Annotated in this window: 17 protein-coding genes, 1 rRNA gene and 1 riboswitch; of the genes, 3 read left to right on the forward strand and 15 right to left on the reverse strand. The window is 30.9% G+C overall.

Annotation, left to right across the window (positions count from 1 at the left end; genetic code table 11):
- Positions 1-11 precede the first annotated feature (11 nt).
- Positions 12-191, reverse strand: a riboswitch (cobalamin riboswitch).
- Positions 192-255: 64 nt separating this feature from the next.
- From CCE28_RS14370 to CCE28_RS14415, 10 genes are all read right to left on the reverse strand, one after another.
- Positions 256-2,559, reverse strand: coding sequence for a DNA topoisomerase (locus CCE28_RS14370; RefSeq protein WP_095134425.1), 2,304 nt, complete (start codon positions 2,557-2,559; stop codon positions 256-258).
- A 369-nt stretch (positions 2,560-2,928) separates the two neighbouring features.
- Positions 2,929-3,639, reverse strand: coding sequence for a trehalose operon repressor (gene treR, locus CCE28_RS14375; protein ID WP_176461839.1), 711 nt, complete (start codon positions 3,637-3,639; stop codon positions 2,929-2,931).
- 34 nt (positions 3,640-3,673) lie between these two features.
- On the reverse strand, positions 3,674-5,338 hold the full coding sequence (treC, locus tag CCE28_RS14380) for an alpha,alpha-phosphotrehalase (RefSeq protein ID WP_095134426.1): 1,665 nt from the start codon (positions 5,336-5,338) through the stop codon (positions 3,674-3,676).
- A gap of 98 nt (positions 5,339-5,436) precedes the next feature.
- Entirely contained in the window at positions 5,437-6,855 is a 1,419-nt protein-coding gene (treP, locus tag CCE28_RS14385) for a PTS system trehalose-specific EIIBC component (RefSeq protein ID WP_095134427.1), read from the reverse strand.
- Positions 6,856-7,457: 602 nt separating this feature from the next.
- A complete protein-coding gene (locus CCE28_RS14390) occupies positions 7,458-7,757 on the reverse strand; it encodes a hypothetical protein (protein WP_095134428.1) in 300 nt (99 codons plus the stop codon).
- Positions 7,758-7,867: 110 nt separating this feature from the next.
- Positions 7,868-9,109 (reverse strand): DUF2087 domain-containing protein, encoded by a 1,242-nt coding sequence (locus CCE28_RS22590; protein ID WP_242972988.1) that lies wholly within the window; start codon positions 9,107-9,109, stop codon positions 7,868-7,870.
- A gap of 181 nt (positions 9,110-9,290) precedes the next feature.
- A complete protein-coding gene (locus CCE28_RS14400) occupies positions 9,291-10,487 on the reverse strand; it encodes an efflux RND transporter periplasmic adaptor subunit (RefSeq protein ID WP_095134429.1) in 1,197 nt (398 codons plus the stop codon).
- Between the two features lie 10 nt (positions 10,488-10,497).
- Positions 10,498-12,843 (reverse strand): ABC transporter permease, encoded by a 2,346-nt coding sequence (locus tag CCE28_RS14405; protein WP_141228373.1) that lies wholly within the window; start codon positions 12,841-12,843, stop codon positions 10,498-10,500.
- Positions 12,843-13,502, reverse strand: a complete 660-nt coding sequence (locus CCE28_RS14410) for an ABC transporter ATP-binding protein (protein WP_095134445.1) — start codon at positions 13,500-13,502, stop codon at positions 12,843-12,845. Before CCE28_RS14410 ends, CCE28_RS14405 begins: the two co-directional genes overlap by 1 nt.
- Before the next feature lie 84 nt (positions 13,503-13,586).
- Positions 13,587-14,198 (reverse strand): TetR/AcrR family transcriptional regulator, encoded by a 612-nt coding sequence (locus CCE28_RS14415; RefSeq protein WP_176461840.1) that lies wholly within the window; start codon positions 14,196-14,198, stop codon positions 13,587-13,589.
- Between the two features lie 153 nt (positions 14,199-14,351).
- On the opposite strand from CCE28_RS14415, the gene CCE28_RS14420 reads away from it, so the two are divergent.
- Complete coding sequence (locus CCE28_RS14420) at positions 14,352-15,377, forward strand: ABC transporter ATP-binding protein (RefSeq protein WP_095134432.1); 1,026 nt, start codon at positions 14,352-14,354, stop codon at positions 15,375-15,377.
- Positions 15,378-15,416: 39 nt separating this feature from the next.
- On the opposite strand, the gene CCE28_RS14425 is transcribed toward CCE28_RS14420, so the two are convergent.
- The 4 genes from CCE28_RS14425 to CCE28_RS14440 form a co-directional block, all read right to left on the reverse strand.
- Positions 15,417-17,075, reverse strand: coding sequence for a M20/M25/M40 family metallo-hydrolase (locus CCE28_RS14425; protein WP_095134433.1), 1,659 nt, complete (start codon positions 17,073-17,075; stop codon positions 15,417-15,419).
- A gap of 129 nt (positions 17,076-17,204) precedes the next feature.
- Positions 17,205-18,617, reverse strand: coding sequence for a glycosyl hydrolase family 18 protein (locus CCE28_RS14430; protein WP_095134434.1), 1,413 nt, complete (start codon positions 18,615-18,617; stop codon positions 17,205-17,207).
- A gap of 12 nt (positions 18,618-18,629) precedes the next feature.
- Positions 18,630-19,154 (reverse strand): chromate transporter, encoded by a 525-nt coding sequence (locus CCE28_RS14435; RefSeq protein ID WP_242972989.1) that lies wholly within the window; start codon positions 19,152-19,154, stop codon positions 18,630-18,632.
- Positions 19,135-19,689, reverse strand: a complete 555-nt coding sequence (locus CCE28_RS14440) for a chromate transporter (RefSeq protein WP_095134436.1) — start codon at positions 19,687-19,689, stop codon at positions 19,135-19,137. Before CCE28_RS14440 ends, CCE28_RS14435 begins: the two co-directional genes overlap by 20 nt.
- Before the next feature lie 298 nt (positions 19,690-19,987).
- Here CCE28_RS14440 and rd point away from each other — a divergent pair, with 298 nt between their 5' ends.
- Both rd and CCE28_RS14450 read left to right on the forward strand, forming a co-directional pair.
- Complete coding sequence (rd, locus tag CCE28_RS14445; RefSeq protein WP_095134437.1) at positions 19,988-20,149, forward strand: rubredoxin; 162 nt, start codon at positions 19,988-19,990, stop codon at positions 20,147-20,149.
- Positions 20,150-20,556: 407 nt separating this feature from the next.
- On the forward strand, positions 20,557-21,309 hold the full coding sequence (locus CCE28_RS14450) for a hypothetical protein (protein ID WP_095134438.1): 753 nt from the start codon (positions 20,557-20,559) through the stop codon (positions 21,307-21,309).
- Between the two features lie 113 nt (positions 21,310-21,422).
- On the opposite strand, the gene rrf is transcribed toward CCE28_RS14450, so the two are convergent.
- Positions 21,423-21,539 (reverse strand): 5S ribosomal RNA (rrf, locus tag CCE28_RS14455).
- Positions 21,540-21,637: the final 98 nt, after the last annotated feature.

Below are 21,637 nucleotides of genomic sequence, written 5' to 3' on the forward strand. Positions count from 1 at the left end.
ACCGAAGGTAGTACAAAACACATCATTAGGCAGGTCTCCTGACTTATGACATTAGGACTGTTTGGCCTTCCCATATACACAGTGGCATATTCAAACAATCATGGTCATTTTACAGTAGCGGGGGCTGTGTCGGACTCACACCGAACTTCCCTATTAAACTACATAGTAGTACCTAAAAAGCTTTGAAAATATTAACTTTTCTTGATTAATATTCTATCATATAATGAATAGCCAGTCAATCTTTTTAGAACTTCATTATTTTTCCCCAATACGTGTTACATTTTTAAGATCTAATGCACCACTTTTATCTTTTCTAAGTGTGAGAGATGCTTTACATTTTTCTTCTGTTTGAGGTAAAACAATATCTAGGTCTTCTATAGTTCCTTTTTCAAGAAGTTCTTTAATCATATCTGGTGTAACTTTTTGTTTATACATATCAAGAGTACTCTTCCAGATAGTAAACTTACATCCATTTTTCCAATTACTGCAATAAAAGGCTTTGGTATTTTCTAAAACGTCTCCATTTTCACAGGCAATACAAGAACCAAATGAATTCTTCTTTCCCCTTTTATTAGTAGATATTACTGGATTACTAAAATTACTTCCATAATTATTATTTACTCCAATTACTTTAGATGTATTTTTCTTAATATAATTTTCAAGCTTCTCCATATACTTATCAGTTTCTATCTCACCATTAGCCACCATAGTTAGTCCTTTTTCCCAGCTAGCCGTTAATTCTGGTTTAAGTAGGGATGGTATAGATCTAATAATAACATCATATATTAGTTCTCCTTTTTCTGTAGGAGTTAATATTTGTGTCTTTTTATTAAGATTAATATACTTAATCAATTGTAATTTTTCTAATATACCAGATCTTGTGGCACTTGTTCCTATACCTTGACTCTTTATTTGTTCTCTTAATTCTTCATCTTCTATAAGTTTACCTGCATTTTCCATAGCAAGGATCATAGAACCTGAGTTATATCTTTTAGGTGGTGTAGTTTCTGATTCTTTAATATTAAAATCAGTAATTTTAACTACTTGTCCTTTTTTTAGTTTCTTTAATGTTTCCATATTATCTACCTTGGAGTTTTCATTTTTCTTATCTCCATTTAGTATTGGTAAATATCCCTCATCTACACATACCTTAGAAGACGTAAAAAAGCTCTCTTCTTTTATCTTTGTAGTTATAGATAATTTACTAAATACTGCTGGTGGATAAAATATGGCTAGGAAACGTCTTACAACTAATAAAAATATCTTTTTATCATTTGCAGACAGTTTATTAAAATTCCCTAGGCCTTGGCCTGTAGGTATGATAGCATAGTGATCAGTAATTGATTTATCATTTACATACTTGGTCTTAGATAGCCCCTTATATTTACCTTCATCTACTATCTTTTGAACAAAATCATTAATTTCTTGATCCTTTTCATCTAAATTACATGCTTTTTTAATATTTAAAAGTCCTTTTATATTTTTTCCAATTTCCTTTGCTACAGCTGTTGATAAAACCCTGGCATCGGTTCTTGGATATGTTAGCATCTTTTTTTCGTATAAACTCTGTACTACCTTTAAAGTTTCATCTGGACTTAATTTAAACTTCTTTGAACATTCATTTTGAATCTCTGCTAAGTTATATAATAAAGGAGGATTTTTTCTCTCCTTTTTTCTTGTGGCAGACAATATAGTTCCAATTAGTTCATCGTTATCTTCTTTCAATTCTTCTATAAACTCTTCTGCCTTTTGTTTATCTCTAAATCCAATGTCTTTAAAAAGTAATTTAGACATATAATAATTAGAACCTTCAACGGCCTTCCATTCACCATCATACTCTAAAGAGTCATTAAACTTAAAAGAAGAATTTATTTTATAATAGGGAGTTTTTACAAATGCTTTAATTTCCCTCTCCCTTTTAACTACCATTCCAAGTACACATGTCATAACTCGGCCTACTGCAATAACTGTATATTTTTCACCTAAACGACTACTAATACTTCTGCCATAGCTAAGAGTTAATAATCTTGAAAAATTTATACCTATTAAGTAATCTTCTTTTGCCCTTAAATAAGCTGAATCGGATAATCTATTATATTCATCTAAAGGCTTTGCCTCTTTTACACCTCTTCTAATTTCATCCTCTGTTTGGGAATCTATCCAAACTCTTTTCTTAACTTTATTTTTTACTCCAACCTTTTCATCTACTAATCTATATATATATTCTCCTTCTCTCCCCGAGTCGGTACATACATATATGGTAGATATATCTTTTCGTTTCATCTGAGCTTTTACAATATCAAATTGTTTTTTAACATTTGGTATTACTTCATATTTATACTCCTCAGGTAAAAATGGAAGGTCTTTTAATACCCACTTTTTTAACTTAGGATCATATTTTTCCGGATAGCTCATGTTCACTAGATGACCTACACACCATGTTATAACAGCTTCATCAGATTCTAGATACCCATTCCTCTTGGCTGCTTTCATATTTAATACCTTAGCAAACTCCATTGCAACACTAGGTTTTTCCGTTATAAATAAGGATTTACTCATATTAACAATTCACCTACACTATTATTTTGAATAAAAAAGTCATACTCCGTATGATTCGTTATGGAACCCTATGGTTCCCTTCGACGATTGCTCTCGCAATCTGAACACCGTACTTTAAAGAAGCAGGGGAATTCTTCCCCCACACCCCCTTAATATTTTTACTTACCCACAATCTCGAAAATATACAATTTCCTAGCAAGTAAAAATATCGAGCAAGTATTATGCTCGATACTATAATAATTTTCTTGTTTTTTTAATATTAATCTTTCATATTATATTATAAACTATGCCTACTTATTTTGCAAAATCTATAAATTACTAAAAATTCTAAAAGAAAAACTGTCAGCATTTTTTACTGACAGCTTCTGTTTATCTTCTTCTTGCAAAATCCACAAATCTAAACTTATCTGGTCTATGTCTTGACTCTGTGTATTGAAATAAGCTTGTATCACTTAAATACACATAGTTCTTTACCACTACTACCATGTCATATTTTCCTAAATCTAAGTGTTCTTCATCTTCTTCACTAGAAGGCTCTATAGTAATTTCTTTTTTAGCAAAGCCAATTTCAAGATTTAACGTATTTTCAATATACTCATATATGGAGTCTTCACATATTTCTTTAGTCAGTGAAGGTACAAATATTTTATTAAAAAAATCTTTATCAAGGATTATTTTTTCATTTCCTATTTTTCTAGTTCTTATTACTTTCCATACTAGATCATCTTCTTGTACCTCTAAATGCTTTACTAAAAAGTCATCTGCCTCCATTAATTCTAACTCATTAACAATAGTTTCTGACCTAGTTCCCATTTTTTCTGCCAACTCTTTAAAACTTATTAGACCTGAAACAGGAAAATCAAATTTGTTAATGTCTAAAACAAAGGACCCTTTTCCACGCATCTTTTGAATATATCCATTTTGTACCAGCAAATTTAATGTCTTTCTTATGGTTTCTCTAGATACATTGTATTCCTTAACCAACTCATTTTCTGAAGAAAGTTTTGTATTTGGCTTTAACTCACCATTTTCTATTTTTGTTTTAATTAAATTATATATTTTCAAATACTTACTATTCATAATCATCACCTAATATATTTTAGCATTTAGGTTCTTATTTAACAAGGTAATACACAATGGACTCATAGGGTCTAAGATTAATCTTTTCAAACTTCTCATTAGAATCTTCATAATTAGAAATTAGTATCTTACTTTCATATTCACTAAGATTTAACCCCTCCGGCAAACTAAATTCCGTATCTTCTCCATAAAAATTATTTATTACTAATAGTTTTTCATTATTATAGTTTCTCATGTACGCAAATATTTCTTTATGATCATCTAATATTAATTCATAATTTCCATAGGCTATCACATCATACTCTTTCCTCAACCCCACTAGTTTCTTATAATGATTAAATATGGAGTTTTTATTTTCTAATTCTTTTTCCACATTAATTTTTTTATAATTAGATGCCACACTTATCCAAGGTTCTCCTTCAGTAAATCCACCATGTTCTTTATCATTCCATTGCATAGGTGTCCTAGAGTTATCCCTTGATTTAGATTTTATAATGTCCATTATATATTTTTCATCCATACCTTCTTCACTTTTAATATTAAACATATTTAAAGATTCTACATCTTTATATTTGTGTATTTCATCAAATTTAGGATTAGTCATTCCTATTTCTTCCCCTTGGTAAATATAAGGAGTTCCCCTCATCATGTGAATTGTAGTTCCTAGCATTTTAGCCGATTCTTTATGATATACTCCATCATCACCAAATCTACTTACAATTCTTGGTTGGTCATGATTACACCAAAAGAGAGCATTCCACCCGCCCCCTTTTTCCATTTCCACCTGCCATGTGGATAATAAGTCTTTTAACTTTAGAAAATCAAAGTCCATTAAAGTCCACTTATCTCCATTTTCATAATCAACCTTTAAGTGGTGGAAATTAAAGACCATAGATAATTCTTCTTCCTTTTGATTAGAATATTTTATACAATTATCTATAGTTGTAGATGACATTTCTCCTACAGTAATAATATCATCATGCTTACCAAAGGTTTCTATGTTTAATTCTTTTAAGTATTCATGAATATTAGGTCCATCTGTATAAAATCTTCTACCATCACCTATATGATCATCTTCATATACGTCAGGCTTTGATATTAGGTTTATAACATCTAATCTAAATCCTTTAACTCCCTTTTCAATCCAGAAGTTTACTATATCAAATACTTCTTTTTTGACTTCTTCATTTTTCCAATCTAAATCTGCTTGAGTTACATCAAATAAATGTAGATAATATTCATCGAATTTTTCTACATACTGCCATGCTGAACCACCAAATTTAGATTCCCAATTAGTAGGTTCTTTATCCCCTTTTGCCTTTTTAAAAATATAATAGTTTTTATACTTTTCATCCCCATCCATGGCCTTCTTAAACCATTCGTGTTCTGTAGATGTATGATTAAATACCATATCAAGCATTACGTCTATGCCGCGACTCTTAGCTTCCCTAACCATTTCTTCAAAGTCTTCCATAGTACCAAATCGTGGATCTATGTTTTTGTAGTCCGCCACATCATATCCGTTATCCCTTTGTGGTGATATATAAAAAGGAGTTAACCAAATATAATCTACTCCTAGTTCCTTTAAATAGTCCAGCCTCTGTGTAACTCCCTTTAAATCTCCAAATCCATCTTTATTAGAATCATTAAAAGACTTAGGGTATATCTGATAAACTACACTTTTTTTGAAATCTTTCATATTACTCAACTCCCTTGTTTCAAATTGAAATTATTTTATCTACAAATAGGAAAAGGGAGAAATCACTCTCCCCCTCTTCACTTATATATGAAGTCAATTTATTTTTTAGTAAATGTAATATTCTTTTTGTTAAAGAATACTGTTAATCCAAATGGTATTCCAACTGCTGCAACCATAGCTAGGAAGAATGTGAACATGTGCTGTGGTTGTATTGATAGGATACCTGGTATACCACCAACTCCAACAGAATTTGCCAATACTCCACCACCTACTGATATTACTCCTGCAATTGCTGAACCTATCATAGCTGCTAAGAATGGATATACATACTTTAAGTTTATACCAAACATAGCTGGCTCAGTTACTCCTAAATAGCAAGATATAGCAGCTGGGATAGAAACTTGTTTTTCTTCTTCATCATTTTTGTTTAAATAAACCATGGCCCATACGGCAGAACCTTGTGCTATATTTGATAAAGCAATCATTGGCCATAAATTAGTTCCACCAATTTCACTAATTAATTGTAAGTCTATTGCTGTAGTCATATGATGTAATCCTGTAATTACAAGAGGTGCATATCCAAATCCAAATACTGCTGCAAATAACCATCCAAAAGCAGAAGTTAATCCTGCATATACAACACTAGATATTACTGAACCTATTTTCCAACCAATAGGGCCAAGTACTGTGTGTGCTAGTAAAACTGTCGGTACTAATGATAAAAATGGTACAAGTATCATTGAAATATATCCTGGTACTATTTTCTTTAATCTGATTTCTAAGTTAGCTAAAGTAAACCCTGCAAGTATTGCTGGAATAACTTGTGCTTGGTAACCTATCATCTTAATTTGTGTAAATCCAAAATCCCAAACTGGTGCTTCTGCCCCACCTGCTACTGCATAAGCATTAAGCAATTGAGGTGAAACTAGTGTAAGCCCTAATACGATACCTAATATTTGAGTAGTTCCCATCTTCTTTGATATGGACCAGGTAATTCCAACTGGTAAGAAGAAGAATATGGCTTCACCAATTAACCATAAGAAATGGTGAACTCCAGCCCAAAATTGAGAAACTTCCGTTAATGCCTTGGTTCCATCTTGTAATAACTTAATATCACCAATAACATTTCTAAATCCTAATATAAGACCCCCAACTACGATAGCCGGAATAAGTGGTGCAAATATTTCACCTAAGTGTGAAATCATTCTTTGAAGTAAACTCATATTTTGTCTTGCACTTTTCTTAGCTTCATCCTTACTTACTCCATCAACACCTGATATTTTCACAAATTCATTATAAAATGTTGATACTTCATTTCCTATAATAACTTGGAACTGTCCTGCTTGTGTGAAAGTTCCTTTAACACTCTTTATATTTTTTATCTTATCCACATCTGCCTTAGCATCGTCATTTAAAACGAATCTCATACGTGTAACACAGTGGGAAACAGCGGCAACGTTTTCCTTTCCGCCAATAAATTCTAATAATTCTTTTGCTTCATTAGAAAATTTACTCACTTAAGATTACCTCCTTTATCCTTTTCATAGGTACTAAATTTTCTTCCTTATAATCATTAATTGCATCAATATATTTTTTCTAACCCTCAACACTTGTACGTACATGTTCCTTATGTATTAAATTATAACTTGTCTATACAAGTATGTCAACTTTTTTCGACATAATTTTTAAACTTTTTTATTTTTTCTTGGAAGCCAGTTAAATACTACTCTCCATTAATATCAGATCCTTTATTCTATTTAAAGTTCCCTAAAATTACTAATTATATATAGACATACCACTTTCAAGCTCAATCAACTCTAGCTACTTACAAGGGAATATGAATGAAAAATTTTTATAAGATGGAACATCAGAACATCTTCTGGTGTAAACAATTGTGAACCTTCTACTGTGAATATACTATTCACACTCTATAGTCTAATAGTGACTTACCTTCTAAACGTTTTTATTTATATGACCGAAGTAAGTTCATATACATTTAGATTGGACATGGTTAATCTATAGATATACCAATTTTTATTTAAAACAAAAAAATACTCCTATGCAGGTTCCTGCTTTAGGAGTAATATTCCAATTAATTTATTTTATATTTTATTTACGCCTATTTAACTCTTGTCATTCTCACTACTCTCTCTTTTTTTATCTTAACTGGTTTCCACTTCTTCTTAGAATATTTCATGTACCCCTTATAATATCCCCTTTCTAAAGCAATAAAATCAAATTGGAATTTATATCCATTTCTGAGAGTCACCCTGTATAAATACCTTTTTCCTTTATGGTATGGATCTCTGTGATAGTCCATCTCCTCAGGGTAGTCTAAATTATCATAATTCATGTAATCTGCTTCATAAGGATTATAATTGTCGTATTCCGTTTCGTAATAATAGTCATCATAATACATAAAAAAACCTCCTTCCAATACTAGTTTATTTATACAAAGGGTACCTTGTTACATAAAATAAAAAATTTTATACAAAAAAGAGACATAAAAAAATGCCTCTTTTAATAAAATTATATATTAACCCAATATATGCTTCCCTTATTATTTCTTTGTAAAAATCCATATTCTATTAAATATCTTCTTACAGTCACATAATCATCGTATACACATTTAATAATGTTGTTTACTTCCATTTCATTATATTTAGTATTACACTTAAACTGACTTGCCATATGAAAAAGTATTACAATCTTGTCTTTTTCTTTTCTAGGAAGGACTTTTAAAGTCCCATCCTTATTTAGAAATTTTCCTAATACCTGACTCTCATGTTCCTTCGTAATGGCATATCTTTCGTCTAGCATTTTAGCCCCTTTGTGGATAGGCATTATGATTTCTTCTTCTTTCTGTCTTTCTTCAACCATATTCATTATAGTTAATAATACTTTAGCTTGTTTCTGTTTTTCCTTTAATCTAAACCTATGGTTTCTTACAGTAGATTTGGCAATACCTTCATTCTTAGAAACTTCTTCATCATCACTTCCCATATAGAAATCCTCTAACAATTTAGACTGTATTTCAGATAATCCCGTATATTTTTTATCCATATTTATTAACACATGAAACATGGAATTATGAGCATCCTTAATATGTTCTTTAGTGGCCTTTTTAGCATTATAAAATACATTTCCTTTAGGATATATAACATCTTCATGAAAGAATTTCCCGCAGACTAAACATATATATTTTCCATCTCTTTTCACATATCCATCCTTTAACTCATTTGTGGATGCCTTCCAAAAAAGCTCTGATACATCCTTGATAGAATAAAAGTTTTCATCTTGATTAATATCCTCTTCCATAGTTTCAACATGAGTTTCTTCTTTTACTGTCTTTCTAACTTTTTTTTTATGATATCCTCTATCTCCATAGGGTTGTAATTTTTCTAATAATTCTTCCTCTAGATTCTTTGCTCTTTTTTGTAATTCTATTTGAGCATTGAGAAAATCATCATTTATTTCAAAATAGTTCTTTTCTTCTTTTGTTCTTTTAATCTCTTCTATTATTTCAAATGTAAATTTATCTTCTCCAAATTCTTTATATTCCCTTTGTAGTTCCTTATTCATGTGACTTCCACTTCTAAGTTGCATCTTTGCACTGTTTGTCTTAGAGAGAATATCATTACTGCTATCTATGAATATTTTCCCATTCTCCATATTCTTAATAGCATATACGCCTACTGGTCTTTCTAATATATTCTTTACATAAGCTCTAGCAGCTTCTTCTTTTCTAGCCTTTTTATTTATTTTATCCATGTTTCCACCTCGTTGTTTGCGAATTTGTAAACATTATTATTATTTGTTTGTGTTTTTATTATATATTATTCTTTTTTATAAATCAATATGCAATTTTGTTTTTATTTTTACAAACACCATCTCATTTTGTTTGCTTTTGATTTAAATTATAAAAATAAGAGCATAAACTATGCTCTTATTTTTATTCCACATTTACTTTTATATCCTCTTTTATTTCATCACCAGGAGATAGTATGACCACATCTCCATCTTTTAATCCCTTTACAATTTCTATATTATCTTCACCCTTTAAACCTAATTCTACTTCCCTTAATTTCGCCTTATTATTTTCAACTACAAATACATAATCACTATCCTTATATTTAAAGACGCTATTCTTAGATAGGACAAGTACATCTTCTTTCATATCTTCTATTAATTTTATATCAACTTCATAATCAGCCATTAATTTTGATGTATCCCCATTAATATCAATCTCCATCTTCACCCTTTTTTGATCTATTCCTAAATCAGATACTTTCGTAAAGGCCTTTGGATAGATTTTACTTATGGTACCATCAAAATCTACACCTAAATCTTCATCCTCTATTAAAACTTCTCCACCAGTTTTTAATTTAATCACATCTTCTGCTAATACATCTACTTCCATATAGTATTTATCCGTATTTCCCATCTCAAACAGGATAGTGCCCTCTGTTACATATTGATTTTCCTTTACTAGTACATCTAGTATTTTTCCACTTTTATCTGCATATATAGTCCCATCACTCTCTTTATTTTTGAGTTTTTCAAGTTCATATTTCAACTCATTTATTTGACTTTCATAGGAATTAGTTACTTCCTGGGAAATATACTTTTTTAACTCTTCTTTACTGCTCTCTAAAAGATTTTCTGCTATGGTATATTCATTTAGTGCTCTCTTATATTCGTCTAGGGATACAACCCTTTGTTCATATAATTTCTTAGTAGAATCTAATTTTCTTTTGGCCTCGTCATAGTTGGCCTTATTTTTATCTACTGTAAGCTCTGCTTGTTTCTTATTAGTTCCATATTGGGATTTTAATAAATTTATTTTTTCATTAATCCCCTTCATAGTCAAACTATTATCTTTCGTATCTATTTGGGCTAGTAAAAGACTTTCATCTATTAGGTTCCCCTCTTTCACATAGATCTTTGATAGGGTTCCACTTATTTTAGAATATATGTTTTCTTGTTCTAGAGCCTTTATTGTTCCCGTCTCTTCAATATATTTAACCACATTCCCTTTATTCACCTTAGATACTTTTACATCTACTTCTTTATTCATTGTTAAAAATATGCTTCCCATTATACCAATTGCTACAATACCTATAATTAGCTTTTTACTTATCTTCATCATAATTCCCCTCCTAGGAAACTCTAGTTTTCAACGCTTCCATCAAATCTAATTTATTGATTTTCTTCAAGGTAAATATCAGTGAAATGACTATAAATATAATGGTTGTTCCCATGGTTATAAGATGTATCTTTCCACTCACATAAGGATTCATAGTATACAATTCCGTATTAAAAGATGCGACTACACCCTCTACCATTTTTATGCCAAGGGGAATGCCTATTGTTATCCCCAGGATAGTCATTATGATAGTTTCTTTTAATATCATTTTAAATATATCAGTCTTGGTAAATCCTAGTATTTGTAGGGTTGAAAACTCCCTGGTCCTCTCAGATATGTTCATTATGGTCGCATTGTATATTATTCCAAAACCTAGTATTCCGGCAAACACTACTAGTGTCCCCACTGATGATAAGGTTAATTTCATAAACTTCTTTGTGGTATCTATCAAGTCTTGAATCGATTCTACAGAGTTGACTTTCTTACCATCTTCTATTTCTTCCTTTATGGGTACATCAGTTTTTACATAGGCTCCTGTAACCATATTTTTATCTACTAGGATACGTTCCATTTCACTTATGTCCATATAAGCATTTATACCTAATCCCTGTTTAATTATTTGTCTTACCTCTATTTCCACATCGTCCTTATAAGGTATAAAATTCTTAACCAGTACCTTGTCACCTATACTTACATTTAAGTATGAAGCTAAGTTTTCCGATAAAACTATTCCATCCCTAGGTAAATGAGTTTTTACCTGTTCTAAAGTCTCAAAGTTATAAAATTTAGTATTATATTTTACTCCAATAATATTTACTACTTTAGATTTCCATCCATTTTCTATTTCAAAGGGATATTCTATTTTTCCCTCTATAATATCTGCTTCTATAATATTATTTAAATCTACTATGGCCCTCTTATTCAGTGGCTCTGTAAAATTTATATTGTAATCCATCCTTTGAAATCCACCATAATGATCAACAAACATACTATTAAATAAACTCAACTGATAAAAAGGAAATAAGGTTACCATATAGGTTATAGCTACTCCCATAGTCACTGTAAGAAATCTCTTTTTATTTCTAAATATATTCCTTACAACTACCTTCCATGAGAAACTTAATTTACTCCAAAATAAGGTTACCCTTTCTAGCAAGATTCTCTTTCCAACCTTTGGAGCCTCTGGTCTCATGGCTTCTGATGGCAGGATTTTTATAGCCTTTCTTGCTCCCATAAGTCCAGCCCCTATAGTTACCCCACTAGTTAGGAAAAATCCTAATACTATATATCTATAATAAACATTAGATGTGAGTAGTGGTAAATTAAAATAGGCTGTATACATGTTAGTGAGAGCCCCTGCCAACATTAACCCTGCCACAGAACCTATAATGGATGCCACTGCCCCTATAATAAAAGCGTACTTTGTATAGTGGATTAATACATCATAATTTGAAAATCCCATACTTTTTAGTATTCCTATGGTCATCCTATCTTGTGCCACCATTCTACCGATTATTACACTTATTATTAAAGCTGATATTCCTAAGAATATTACAGGTACCGTATTAGAAGTCTTTTTCAATTGTTTTATTTCATCAGATACCATCTTATGGCTAAGCTGATTTTTTCTCTCTGTTATTCTTTTAAGACCAAATTTGTCTAATTTATCTTCTAAAATATCCTTGATTATATCCATATCCTTTTCATCTTTTATCTTTATTAGTAAACTATTGTATTGATTATTATATCCAATACTGTTTTGCAGAAAATCCTCTTTACAAAAGACTACTCCAAATTTACCTTCAGGTGGTAGCAAACTCTGCTCATTTTCCATTAAATATATATATTCTGGACTATAGGCTATACCACTTACTTTTAAGGTATAACCCTTACCACCAAGCTGAACCTTTAGATCATCTCCTAATTTTATATTTCTATCCTTAGCAAATTTGTCTAATACTATAACTTCCCTTTCAGCTTCTATAAATCTACCCTCTGTTAAATATACTTTGTTTAAGCTTTTATTTTCATCTATGGTAACTAGCCTTATGTTGGCATTCTTCTCATTTCTTTCAACTTTAAGTGGTACTTCCTTTATTATCCGTCCCTCAATTTTGTCTATACCATTAATCTTTTCTAGATCTTTTATTTTGTTTTCTGGAATCTTCACTATATCCACAAACATGTGGGGAAAGTTTGTTTCCTCATAATATTCATTCAAAGTATTGCTAAGATTTATGGCTGTGGAATTTAATGCTGTATATAAAATTATTCCTACTAAAATAACACAACAAGTGGCAATTACTTGGCCTTTCATTTCCTTCATGAATCGAAATAATCTCAAGTCTAGTTTTTTCATTACCACTCAATCCCTTCTACAGAATCTGGATTTTCATTAACTATCACATCTGTAATCTTGCCACTTCTCATCTTCACTACCCTATGGGCTATTTTACTAATGGCAGAGTTATGGGTTATTACTATTATGGTCTTTTTATATTCTCTATTTATCTTCTTTAAAAGATCTAATATACTAATTCCCGTCTTATAGTCTAGAGCTCCTGTTGGCTCATCACAAAGAAGTATGGTTGGATTCTTAGCAACGGCTCTTGCTATGGCCACCCTTTGCTGTTCTCCTCCACTTAGTTGAGATGGAAAATGACCCTTTCTCTCACTCAAGCCTACACCGTCTAGAATTTCATCTATATCTAGGGGATTTTCACATATTTCTGTGGCTAGTTCCACATTCTCCTTAGCTGTTAAATTAGCCAACAAATTATAAAATTGAAAGACAAATCCTATTTCGTCCTTCCTATATAGGGTTAACTCCTTATGATTATAGGAAGTTATTTCCTTTCCACTAACTTTTATCTCTCCCTTAGTAGGTTTATCCATTCCTCCAATTATATTTAAAAGAGTACTTTTTCCAGATCCACTAGGCCCCAATATAACTACAAATTCCCCTTCATTCACATGGAAATTAGCTTCTTTTAGGGCATCTACCTTTATTTCTCCCATTTCATATTGTTTGTGTAAATTTGAAACTTCTATTATTCTTCTTTCATCCAAATCGGGCACCCCCTTATAAACTACATATAACTCCTATTTACCTATTCCATTTTTAAGAAAATCTATTAATACATCTGATAAGTACTCTAGCTTTTCCACATTATCCAACTCCACATTATTTATGATATATTGGCTAAGGGATTCATTTAAGCCACTTATCATGCAGGATATCAATTCCAAATCTATATCCTCTCTTATGCTTCCATTTTCAATACCCTGCCGTAAAAATTTGAACATAAAATCATTGCTCATACCTTTATATTCTTTATATATACGTTCCATTAATTCTGGGTCCTTTAAAAAATCATAGGCAACTTTATAGTAAATAGGATTATTAACTGCAAACTCACATCCCCTTATATACAATCTTTTAAGGAAAATGAAAAAATCTAGCTCATTACTTTTCTCCATAACAGGCATCAAATATTTTATCTTTTCCTGGGAAATTATGTCCATAATATGCTTATATATGTCGTATTTATCTTCAAAATATTGATAAAAGCTACCCTTTGATATTTTAGCTTCCTTAACTATATTGTTTATGCTAGCTTCATTAAATTTATTTTTGTAAAATTCATTAAAGGCAGCCTTTTCTATTCTATTTCTCTTTTCCTCTTCTATATTAAAGAAAGTGCTCTTTGGCATTTTATACCTCCCACTTATGACCATCAAGTCATATGACCTTGTGGTCATAGTATATTCCCAAGAAGTTATTTTGTCAATAATTTTTGCAAAATTTTCAATAAATCGTATTGACTTTATTTTCTATAGTATGCTAGGAACTATGCATACAAATATATGGCCGAATTCGTATCAGGAGTAAATTTATTTACAGATATATTAAATCTAATAGTATTAGGGGCAGGAGGATATTTTGTAAGTACTGGAGAAATTGGCATGCCTGATTTAGTGGCCTATTTACTTTATATAGTCTACTTTATTCAACCAATTAAAAAACTTACTAACTTTATTGAACAGTATCAAGCTGGTATGGCTGGATTTGAAAGATTCGTAGAGATTATGGATATAAAACCTGAAAGGGAAGACTCTAAATATGCTAAAGATTTAGAAAATGTATCTGGAGATATTGCCTTTAAAAATGTTAGTTTTAATTATTCTGATAAAGAAAAAGTTTTATCTAATATTTCCTTAAAAATAAAAAGTGGTGAAACACTGGCTTTAGTAGGGCCTTCTGGTGGAGGTAAAACTACACTCTGTCACTTACTTCCTCATTTCTATGAAATAAACCATGGAGATATAACTATAGATCATAAGAACTTAAATGATATAACCTTAAAATCTCTAAGACAAAACATTGGTATGGTACAGCAGGATATATTCCTATTCTCAGGTACTATTAGGGACAATATTTTATATTGTAAAGGTGACGCTAAAGAAGAAGATATTATAGCAGCTGCTAAAAGTGCTAACATCCATGATTTTATCATGTCCTTACCTAATCAGTATGATACTTACGTGGGAGAACGTGGAGTTAAACTATCTGGGGGGCAAAAGCAAAGAATCTCCATAGCTAGAGTATTCTTGAAAAATCCTCCAATACTAATACTAGATGAAGCCACATCTGCCCTAGATAATGAAAGTGAAGCAATCATTCAAGCTTCCCTTGAAAAATTATCTAAAGGTAGAACTACCATAGTAGTGGCCCATAGATTATCTACTATTAAAAATGCAGATAACATAGTAGTATTAACACCAAAGGGTATTGAAGAAGAAGGAACTCATGATACATTAATGAAAAATAATCACATATACACAAAATTATATAATGCTCAATTCAAAGGTTATATGCCAGATACAGTTTAAGGAGAGATTTAATCTCTCCTTTTTTTACTTACTAGGAAATTATTTTAATAACTCACATATGGTTGAATATGTCATATTCGGTACATTTTCAAAAGTATATTTCATGTGAACCCTTTCTGTTATCATGTGCCCATCCTTTCCGAATGTTCCTATATTAACAACAGGTACATTAATTTCCAATACTTCATTTACATCATAGAAATATTTAGTTTTCCAGGAAGGCATGTTCTTTCCTAGGGTCTCAATAGTTTCCACATCATCACTTAGTGCCATGAAACTAGAGTCTGAAATGTATGGATAGAACATTCTAACCTTAATAGGATTTTCACAATGTTCTTGCACTTTTTTAATAGAGTTATTTACTGAGTCTAAAAGCTCTCTTTCCTTTTCTGTCTTTCCAGTCATTTCAATCCTAGCAGAAAATACAGATCCAAAGAATACAATTATGGAAGGGGACTTATCACTACTCCACTTCCAGGCTTCTTCTATTACTTTCACACTAAAAATTCTCAAATCTAGGGTTGGTTCCTTTTCATTTAACTCTTTTGCAAAATCAAATATGTGCTTTCTAAACTTTTCTCCATGGTCTTTTTCTAATTCATCATAAAACTCTTCCCATGTTTTAACCCTAGTCTTCCAGGGCAACTCTCTATACTCAATATTACTCATATGACAGTATTTTTTATAGGATTCATTTGTGTATTTAATCACATTATCAAAGGCCTCTACTGCCTTTTCCCTACATACCTTTATTACATCAGCAGGAGACATGGAGTGAGTAAAGAAATTATAGTAAGCATAAGCTGCCAGAGCCGTTTGTACCGTATACCCTTCCTTAAAATCTGACTGCTTAAGGGACATGGGGGGAATTGTAATCTCTCCTTGTGCTTCATCACAAAGATCCGTATTTAATTCTATTAGTCTTGTAAGTTCAGCCACAATTAAGTTTGGATCAAGGGCACTATATGCTTGACCAACGTGTGCTTCCTTACCTACCACATAAAAGGACGGTAATAGCTTTCCTATACTTCCAAAATACACATATCTATTAACATCACCTATATTGTATCCCGTTGAATAATCTGCATTTATACATGCTATATATTCAAAACCTTCCTTTTCTTTTAACATTTTGAATTCCTTAAGACCTGTTAGTACACCATGGGAGCCATCTTCCTCATCACATTCTGCATAGGCTATAATATTCCCGTTAAGCTCCTCTGGATGCTCTGAAAAATATTTAATTAAATGCATATGACCTGCCACGCCTGATTTCATATCTAGAGCCCCACGACCAAACATATATTCACCAGATAATATATCCTCTCTCACTTCTTCACTTATATCCATATTCATAAGTAATTCAGGTAATTTGTCTGGTGAAAAGGCATATTCCTTTATATGTCCAAAATCATCTACTCCTACTGTATCTATATGACCTAAAAGTATGATAGTTCTATTTGAATTTCCCTTTGTTCCTTTCACATAAGCGTATGTACTATGTCTATCCACAAAATCATCTACAGTTTTAAGCATCTTCACTCTATCTGGATACTTCTTGAAATAATCTAATTCTGTATAATATTCATAGATTTTCCTGGCACAATTTGTCTCTCCACCTAGTGACCTTACAATACTAGGTGTGGATACTAGATCCTTAGTTATATTTTTTACTTCCTCAAAACAATTCATATACATGACAACCCCTCCTAATTAATCTTATTAAGTTGTACACTTTATTATGTTTCAATTATTGTGACCTAGGATTTAACACAAAAAAAGAAGAGAATAATTCCCTTCTTTGGTTTGAACAAATATATAGTAACCTTAATTATTTTTTAAATACTCTTCAAAGACTTCCCATACTTCATTTTTTTCAAAGCCCTTCCTCCAGGCACAAATACCTGCTATGTCATACTTTTCAGCTAAGTTTACCTTTTCTTCTATAGACTTCTTATCTTCTATCCATATTTTATATGTCTTATTACCTTCCACATATTCTGTATAATACTGGGCCACATCTTCACTCCACACAGGTTCTAATTCCCTGGAATCTACTATATTCTCAAGTTTACTCATGGTTATGGCCTTAGAAGATATCTTTATCTTTTTACCTAGTTTTTCCTCTGTCCATACTCTCATGTAAAAGGGAATTCCTAGGACTAGTTTTTCTTTAGGTATTACCTTAAGGCTTCTCTTAATTCCCCTTTCTACCCATCCAATAGATGCTACAGAACCACTATTTGGACTAGATGCCCAGTGTTCATCATAGGCCATTAGCATGAAATAATCCAAATGTTTAGACAGTTCCTTCCTATTATACACTAGGGACCACTGTTTACTTCCCCCTGGAACGGTCACATCCATAGATAGAATTAATCCACCCTTTTCTGTATAATGGCGAAGTCTCTCAACAAAACTAGTTAATTTACCACTATCTTCATAAAATATATTTTCAAAATCTATATTAATACCATCTAAGTCATACATTTCACTAAATAGTATTAATTGAGCTATTACCTTATCTTGTACTTGTTCATCATTTAATATGGCCCTAGTTAATCTTGGATTAAAGCTGTTTGTAACTAACCCCCATATATTATATCCTTTTTCCTTAGCATCCTTCATGTATTTATAGTCTCCACTATTTACTACAATTCCTTGTGTATTTACTATGTTAAACCAAGTGGGAGATACTATTTGAAGGCCTTCTATCTTATCTTCATTTTCTATATTAGGATTTTTCTTCCCCACATATTCCCAGGACAATGTTATTTTACCCTTGCTTATTTCTTTTTTTCTTTCCTTTTTCTGTTCATTTTTATCATACTGATTTATATATACTTTGTTTCTATCATGAACAACCTTTATTCCTATTAACTTTTGTACATCTAAAAGGGGCACATAGTTCTTATCATCTCTATTCAATGTATGTACATTGAGTTCTACACCCGATTCATATATTAGGCTCTGTATTTCTTCATTTTTAAAAGAATAAGTAGGCTTAAAATAAGCTCTTGTTCTTTTTTCATTCATTCTCATCTCTCTATCTAAATGTACTTTTAAAAAATCAAAATTCACATATATATTATCATTTTCCAGTATAAACTCTTCTTTTATTAACTTTCCATCAATGACAACCTTTTTAATTTTCATCTCTTCAAAAAAGTCTATTCCACCTAAAATAACACCTATTATCATACAAATTAAAATTCCCCTTACTAGCCATTTCCCACTCAAGTCATCTCCCCCTTAATAAAGTAATAATCCCATACCTGCCGATAAAACAATCCCCATAATAGGATGTATTTTTACTTTCAGTACTAAAAATAATATTAGAAAAAAGATAAGTACTCCCTTCACATCTACAATGGCCGTTTTTCCCACTGTAATAGCTGCACTTATGATTAAACCTAACACAGCAGGCCTAAGTCCTAAAAATATGGCCTTCATAGATGGCTTGTCCTTATTCTTTATAATAAATTTTGCTGAAAATGTTATGATTGTAAAAGACACAATAGTAACACCTACACTTCCTGCTAAAGCTCCCCATACACCAGCAATTTTATATCCACAAAAGGTGGCACTATTTATGGCAATAGGACCTGGTGTCATTTGAGCAATTGCCACTATATCTACAAATTGTTCCTCCGTTAGCCATGCATTTTTATATACTATTTCCTTTTGTATGAAAGTTAGCATGGCTAATCCTCCACCAAAGCTAAATGCTCCTATCTTAACAAAGGTTAAGAATATATTAATTATCTTTAGTATCATAATCTATTTCTCCCTTAAATTTCATATATCCCATAAGAGCCGATCCTATTATTATCCATATGGGATGAATCTTCAATAGGACTATACATATGACTGTACCTAATGACCATAATATAAATATTGCCCTTTTAGGTAATGATTTAGATAGTTTCACTACTCCTGATAAAATGAGAGCAACTACGGCTGGTCTTATACCTTTAAATAATGTATTCATAAGTTCATTATTTTCAAATTTTATAAAATAAACGGATACTGTACTCATAATTATAATGGCTGGCAATATGGTGCCTAAGCACCCTACAATAGCTCCCATGAATCCAAATAAATTATATCCAATATATGTGGATGTATTAATAGCCAAAGCTCCAGGTATACTTTGAGCTACGGCCAATATATCTAAAAATTCTTCTTCTGATATCCATTTATTCTTCTCTACCATTTCCTCTTGCATAAGGGGAATCATAGCATATCCGCCACCTAAAGTAAATGTTCCTATCTTAATGAATATGAGAAACATTCTAATTAAATTGTTCATAGTTATCCCTCTTCCTCAGTATTTTTCTCTAGTTTATGTCTTTTCAAAACAATCCCACCTCATGAACTTTCTTATTATGTAGTTTCCCACTTTAAGTAAATCCTATCATATATATTATATAAGTTGTTCTGATTAAACGAAATAGTTTGTTGAATTTTTTCGAATTAGAACAAATATTTTTTCTTGTGTTTAATCAATTTCTTTAGGGGTATTAATCTAATAGATAAAAATTAGTTAAGTCGACTTAATGAAGTTTAAAATATAAAATTGAAAATGTAGATTTTAGGAGGAATTTAATATGAAAAAATACGAATGTTCACCTTGTGCATATATATATGACCCAGAAGTAGGAGACCCAGATGGAGGTATTGCTCCAGGCACTCCTTTTGAAGATATTCCAGATGATTGGGTTTGTCCAGTTTGTGGATTGGGAAAAGACATGTTTGAAGTAGTTGAATAAAATTTAAAATAACTAGAAATTAATTTAGATATAGGATAGATAGTTTTAAATAACTATTTACTCTATATCTTTTTTATATCTTAAAATTATTAAAGGTATGTATTATAAATAGTATAGTTACTTATCTATGATGGCATTATAATAATATAAATTAATAAAAATTAGGAATATATAGTATAGTCAATGTGTTATCTATAAGCAGATGATCACAAACCAAGTTCATATATAAGTCTTATTTGCTATAAACTACGAACTAGTTTATAACACCAAACCTTAGCTAAAATTAATACTACATTTATCAGATAGTTAACCATTAGACTGTAGTACAAACCCTACTTGAATTAAGTTTAAATGTATTAAATACAGAATGAATTAACACTTATATAAAAAGGAAGTGCGTAAAAATAATGAGTATTAAATGGAGAACACTTATAGCTACTACTGTTTTAGGAATATTTATGTTATCAATATTTCCCCTTAAATGTTTTGCTAATAACAAGAATAATGAAATAAATAATCTTATAGAACATAATAATATAAAAAATAATAAAGATGATATCTCTAAGGAACAAATTATTAATTGGATAGAAGAGCAAGGAGAAAAGGACAGATATTATTATGGCGGACTTTCATATGAATTGGTTAATTTAGACAATGATTCTGAATTAGAAGTAGTTGTAAAAACTGAAGGAGGAGTACATCTAGGAGACTTTTTTATCTTTGATAAAAAGCAAGATAAAAAATACCACTTAATAATAGAGCAAGACTGGAAAGTAGAAAGTTGGAATTTGTATAACCCTATAGCGGATCCTCCAGAAGTTGGATATAAAAAAATATTTGAAATAGTAACAACTACAGGAGGGACAGGAATAGATATTCATGAAGTTCGTTTGTGGTATATAGAAGATGGGAAGTTTATTCAAGCATGGAAAGGAATATTGAAAGATCGATTATTTTTTTTAGATTATTATTCTTTAAAAATAGGTGATTATCAATTTGATCATTATACTCATCAAATATATGCATGGTTAAGTAGCTATAAATATAAAATAGATGGATTTACACTGGAGAAAAGCTATGGTACGAATACAATGACTTATAAATTCGATGGAACTCATTTTATATTAGATACAGAAACTGGATATATAAAAATGAACTAATACTCCCAATGAATATTTAAAAGGATTTAAAAACTTTAGTTAACATATAGCTCCTGATATTCTAAAAATAAATAGATAATAAAAAAGACAAAGGATAAAATCCTTTGTCTTGAAACTAGCAACGTCCTACTCTCCCAGGCAGTTGCCCACCAAGTACCATCGGCGCTAAGAGACTTAACTTCTGTGTTCGGTATGGGAACAGGTGTAGCCCTCTTGCTATTATCGCTAGATGTGTTGAACAACAGAAATCTTCGATTTCGTCTTTGTTCAATACTAAGAAACCTCGTGTTTCTTAGTTTCTTAAAGAACTAAACAATGTGTAACAAAT

The organism is Anaeromicrobium sediminis (assembly GCF_002270055.1).
GTDB lineage: Bacteria > Bacillota > Clostridia > Peptostreptococcales > Thermotaleaceae > Anaeromicrobium > Anaeromicrobium sediminis.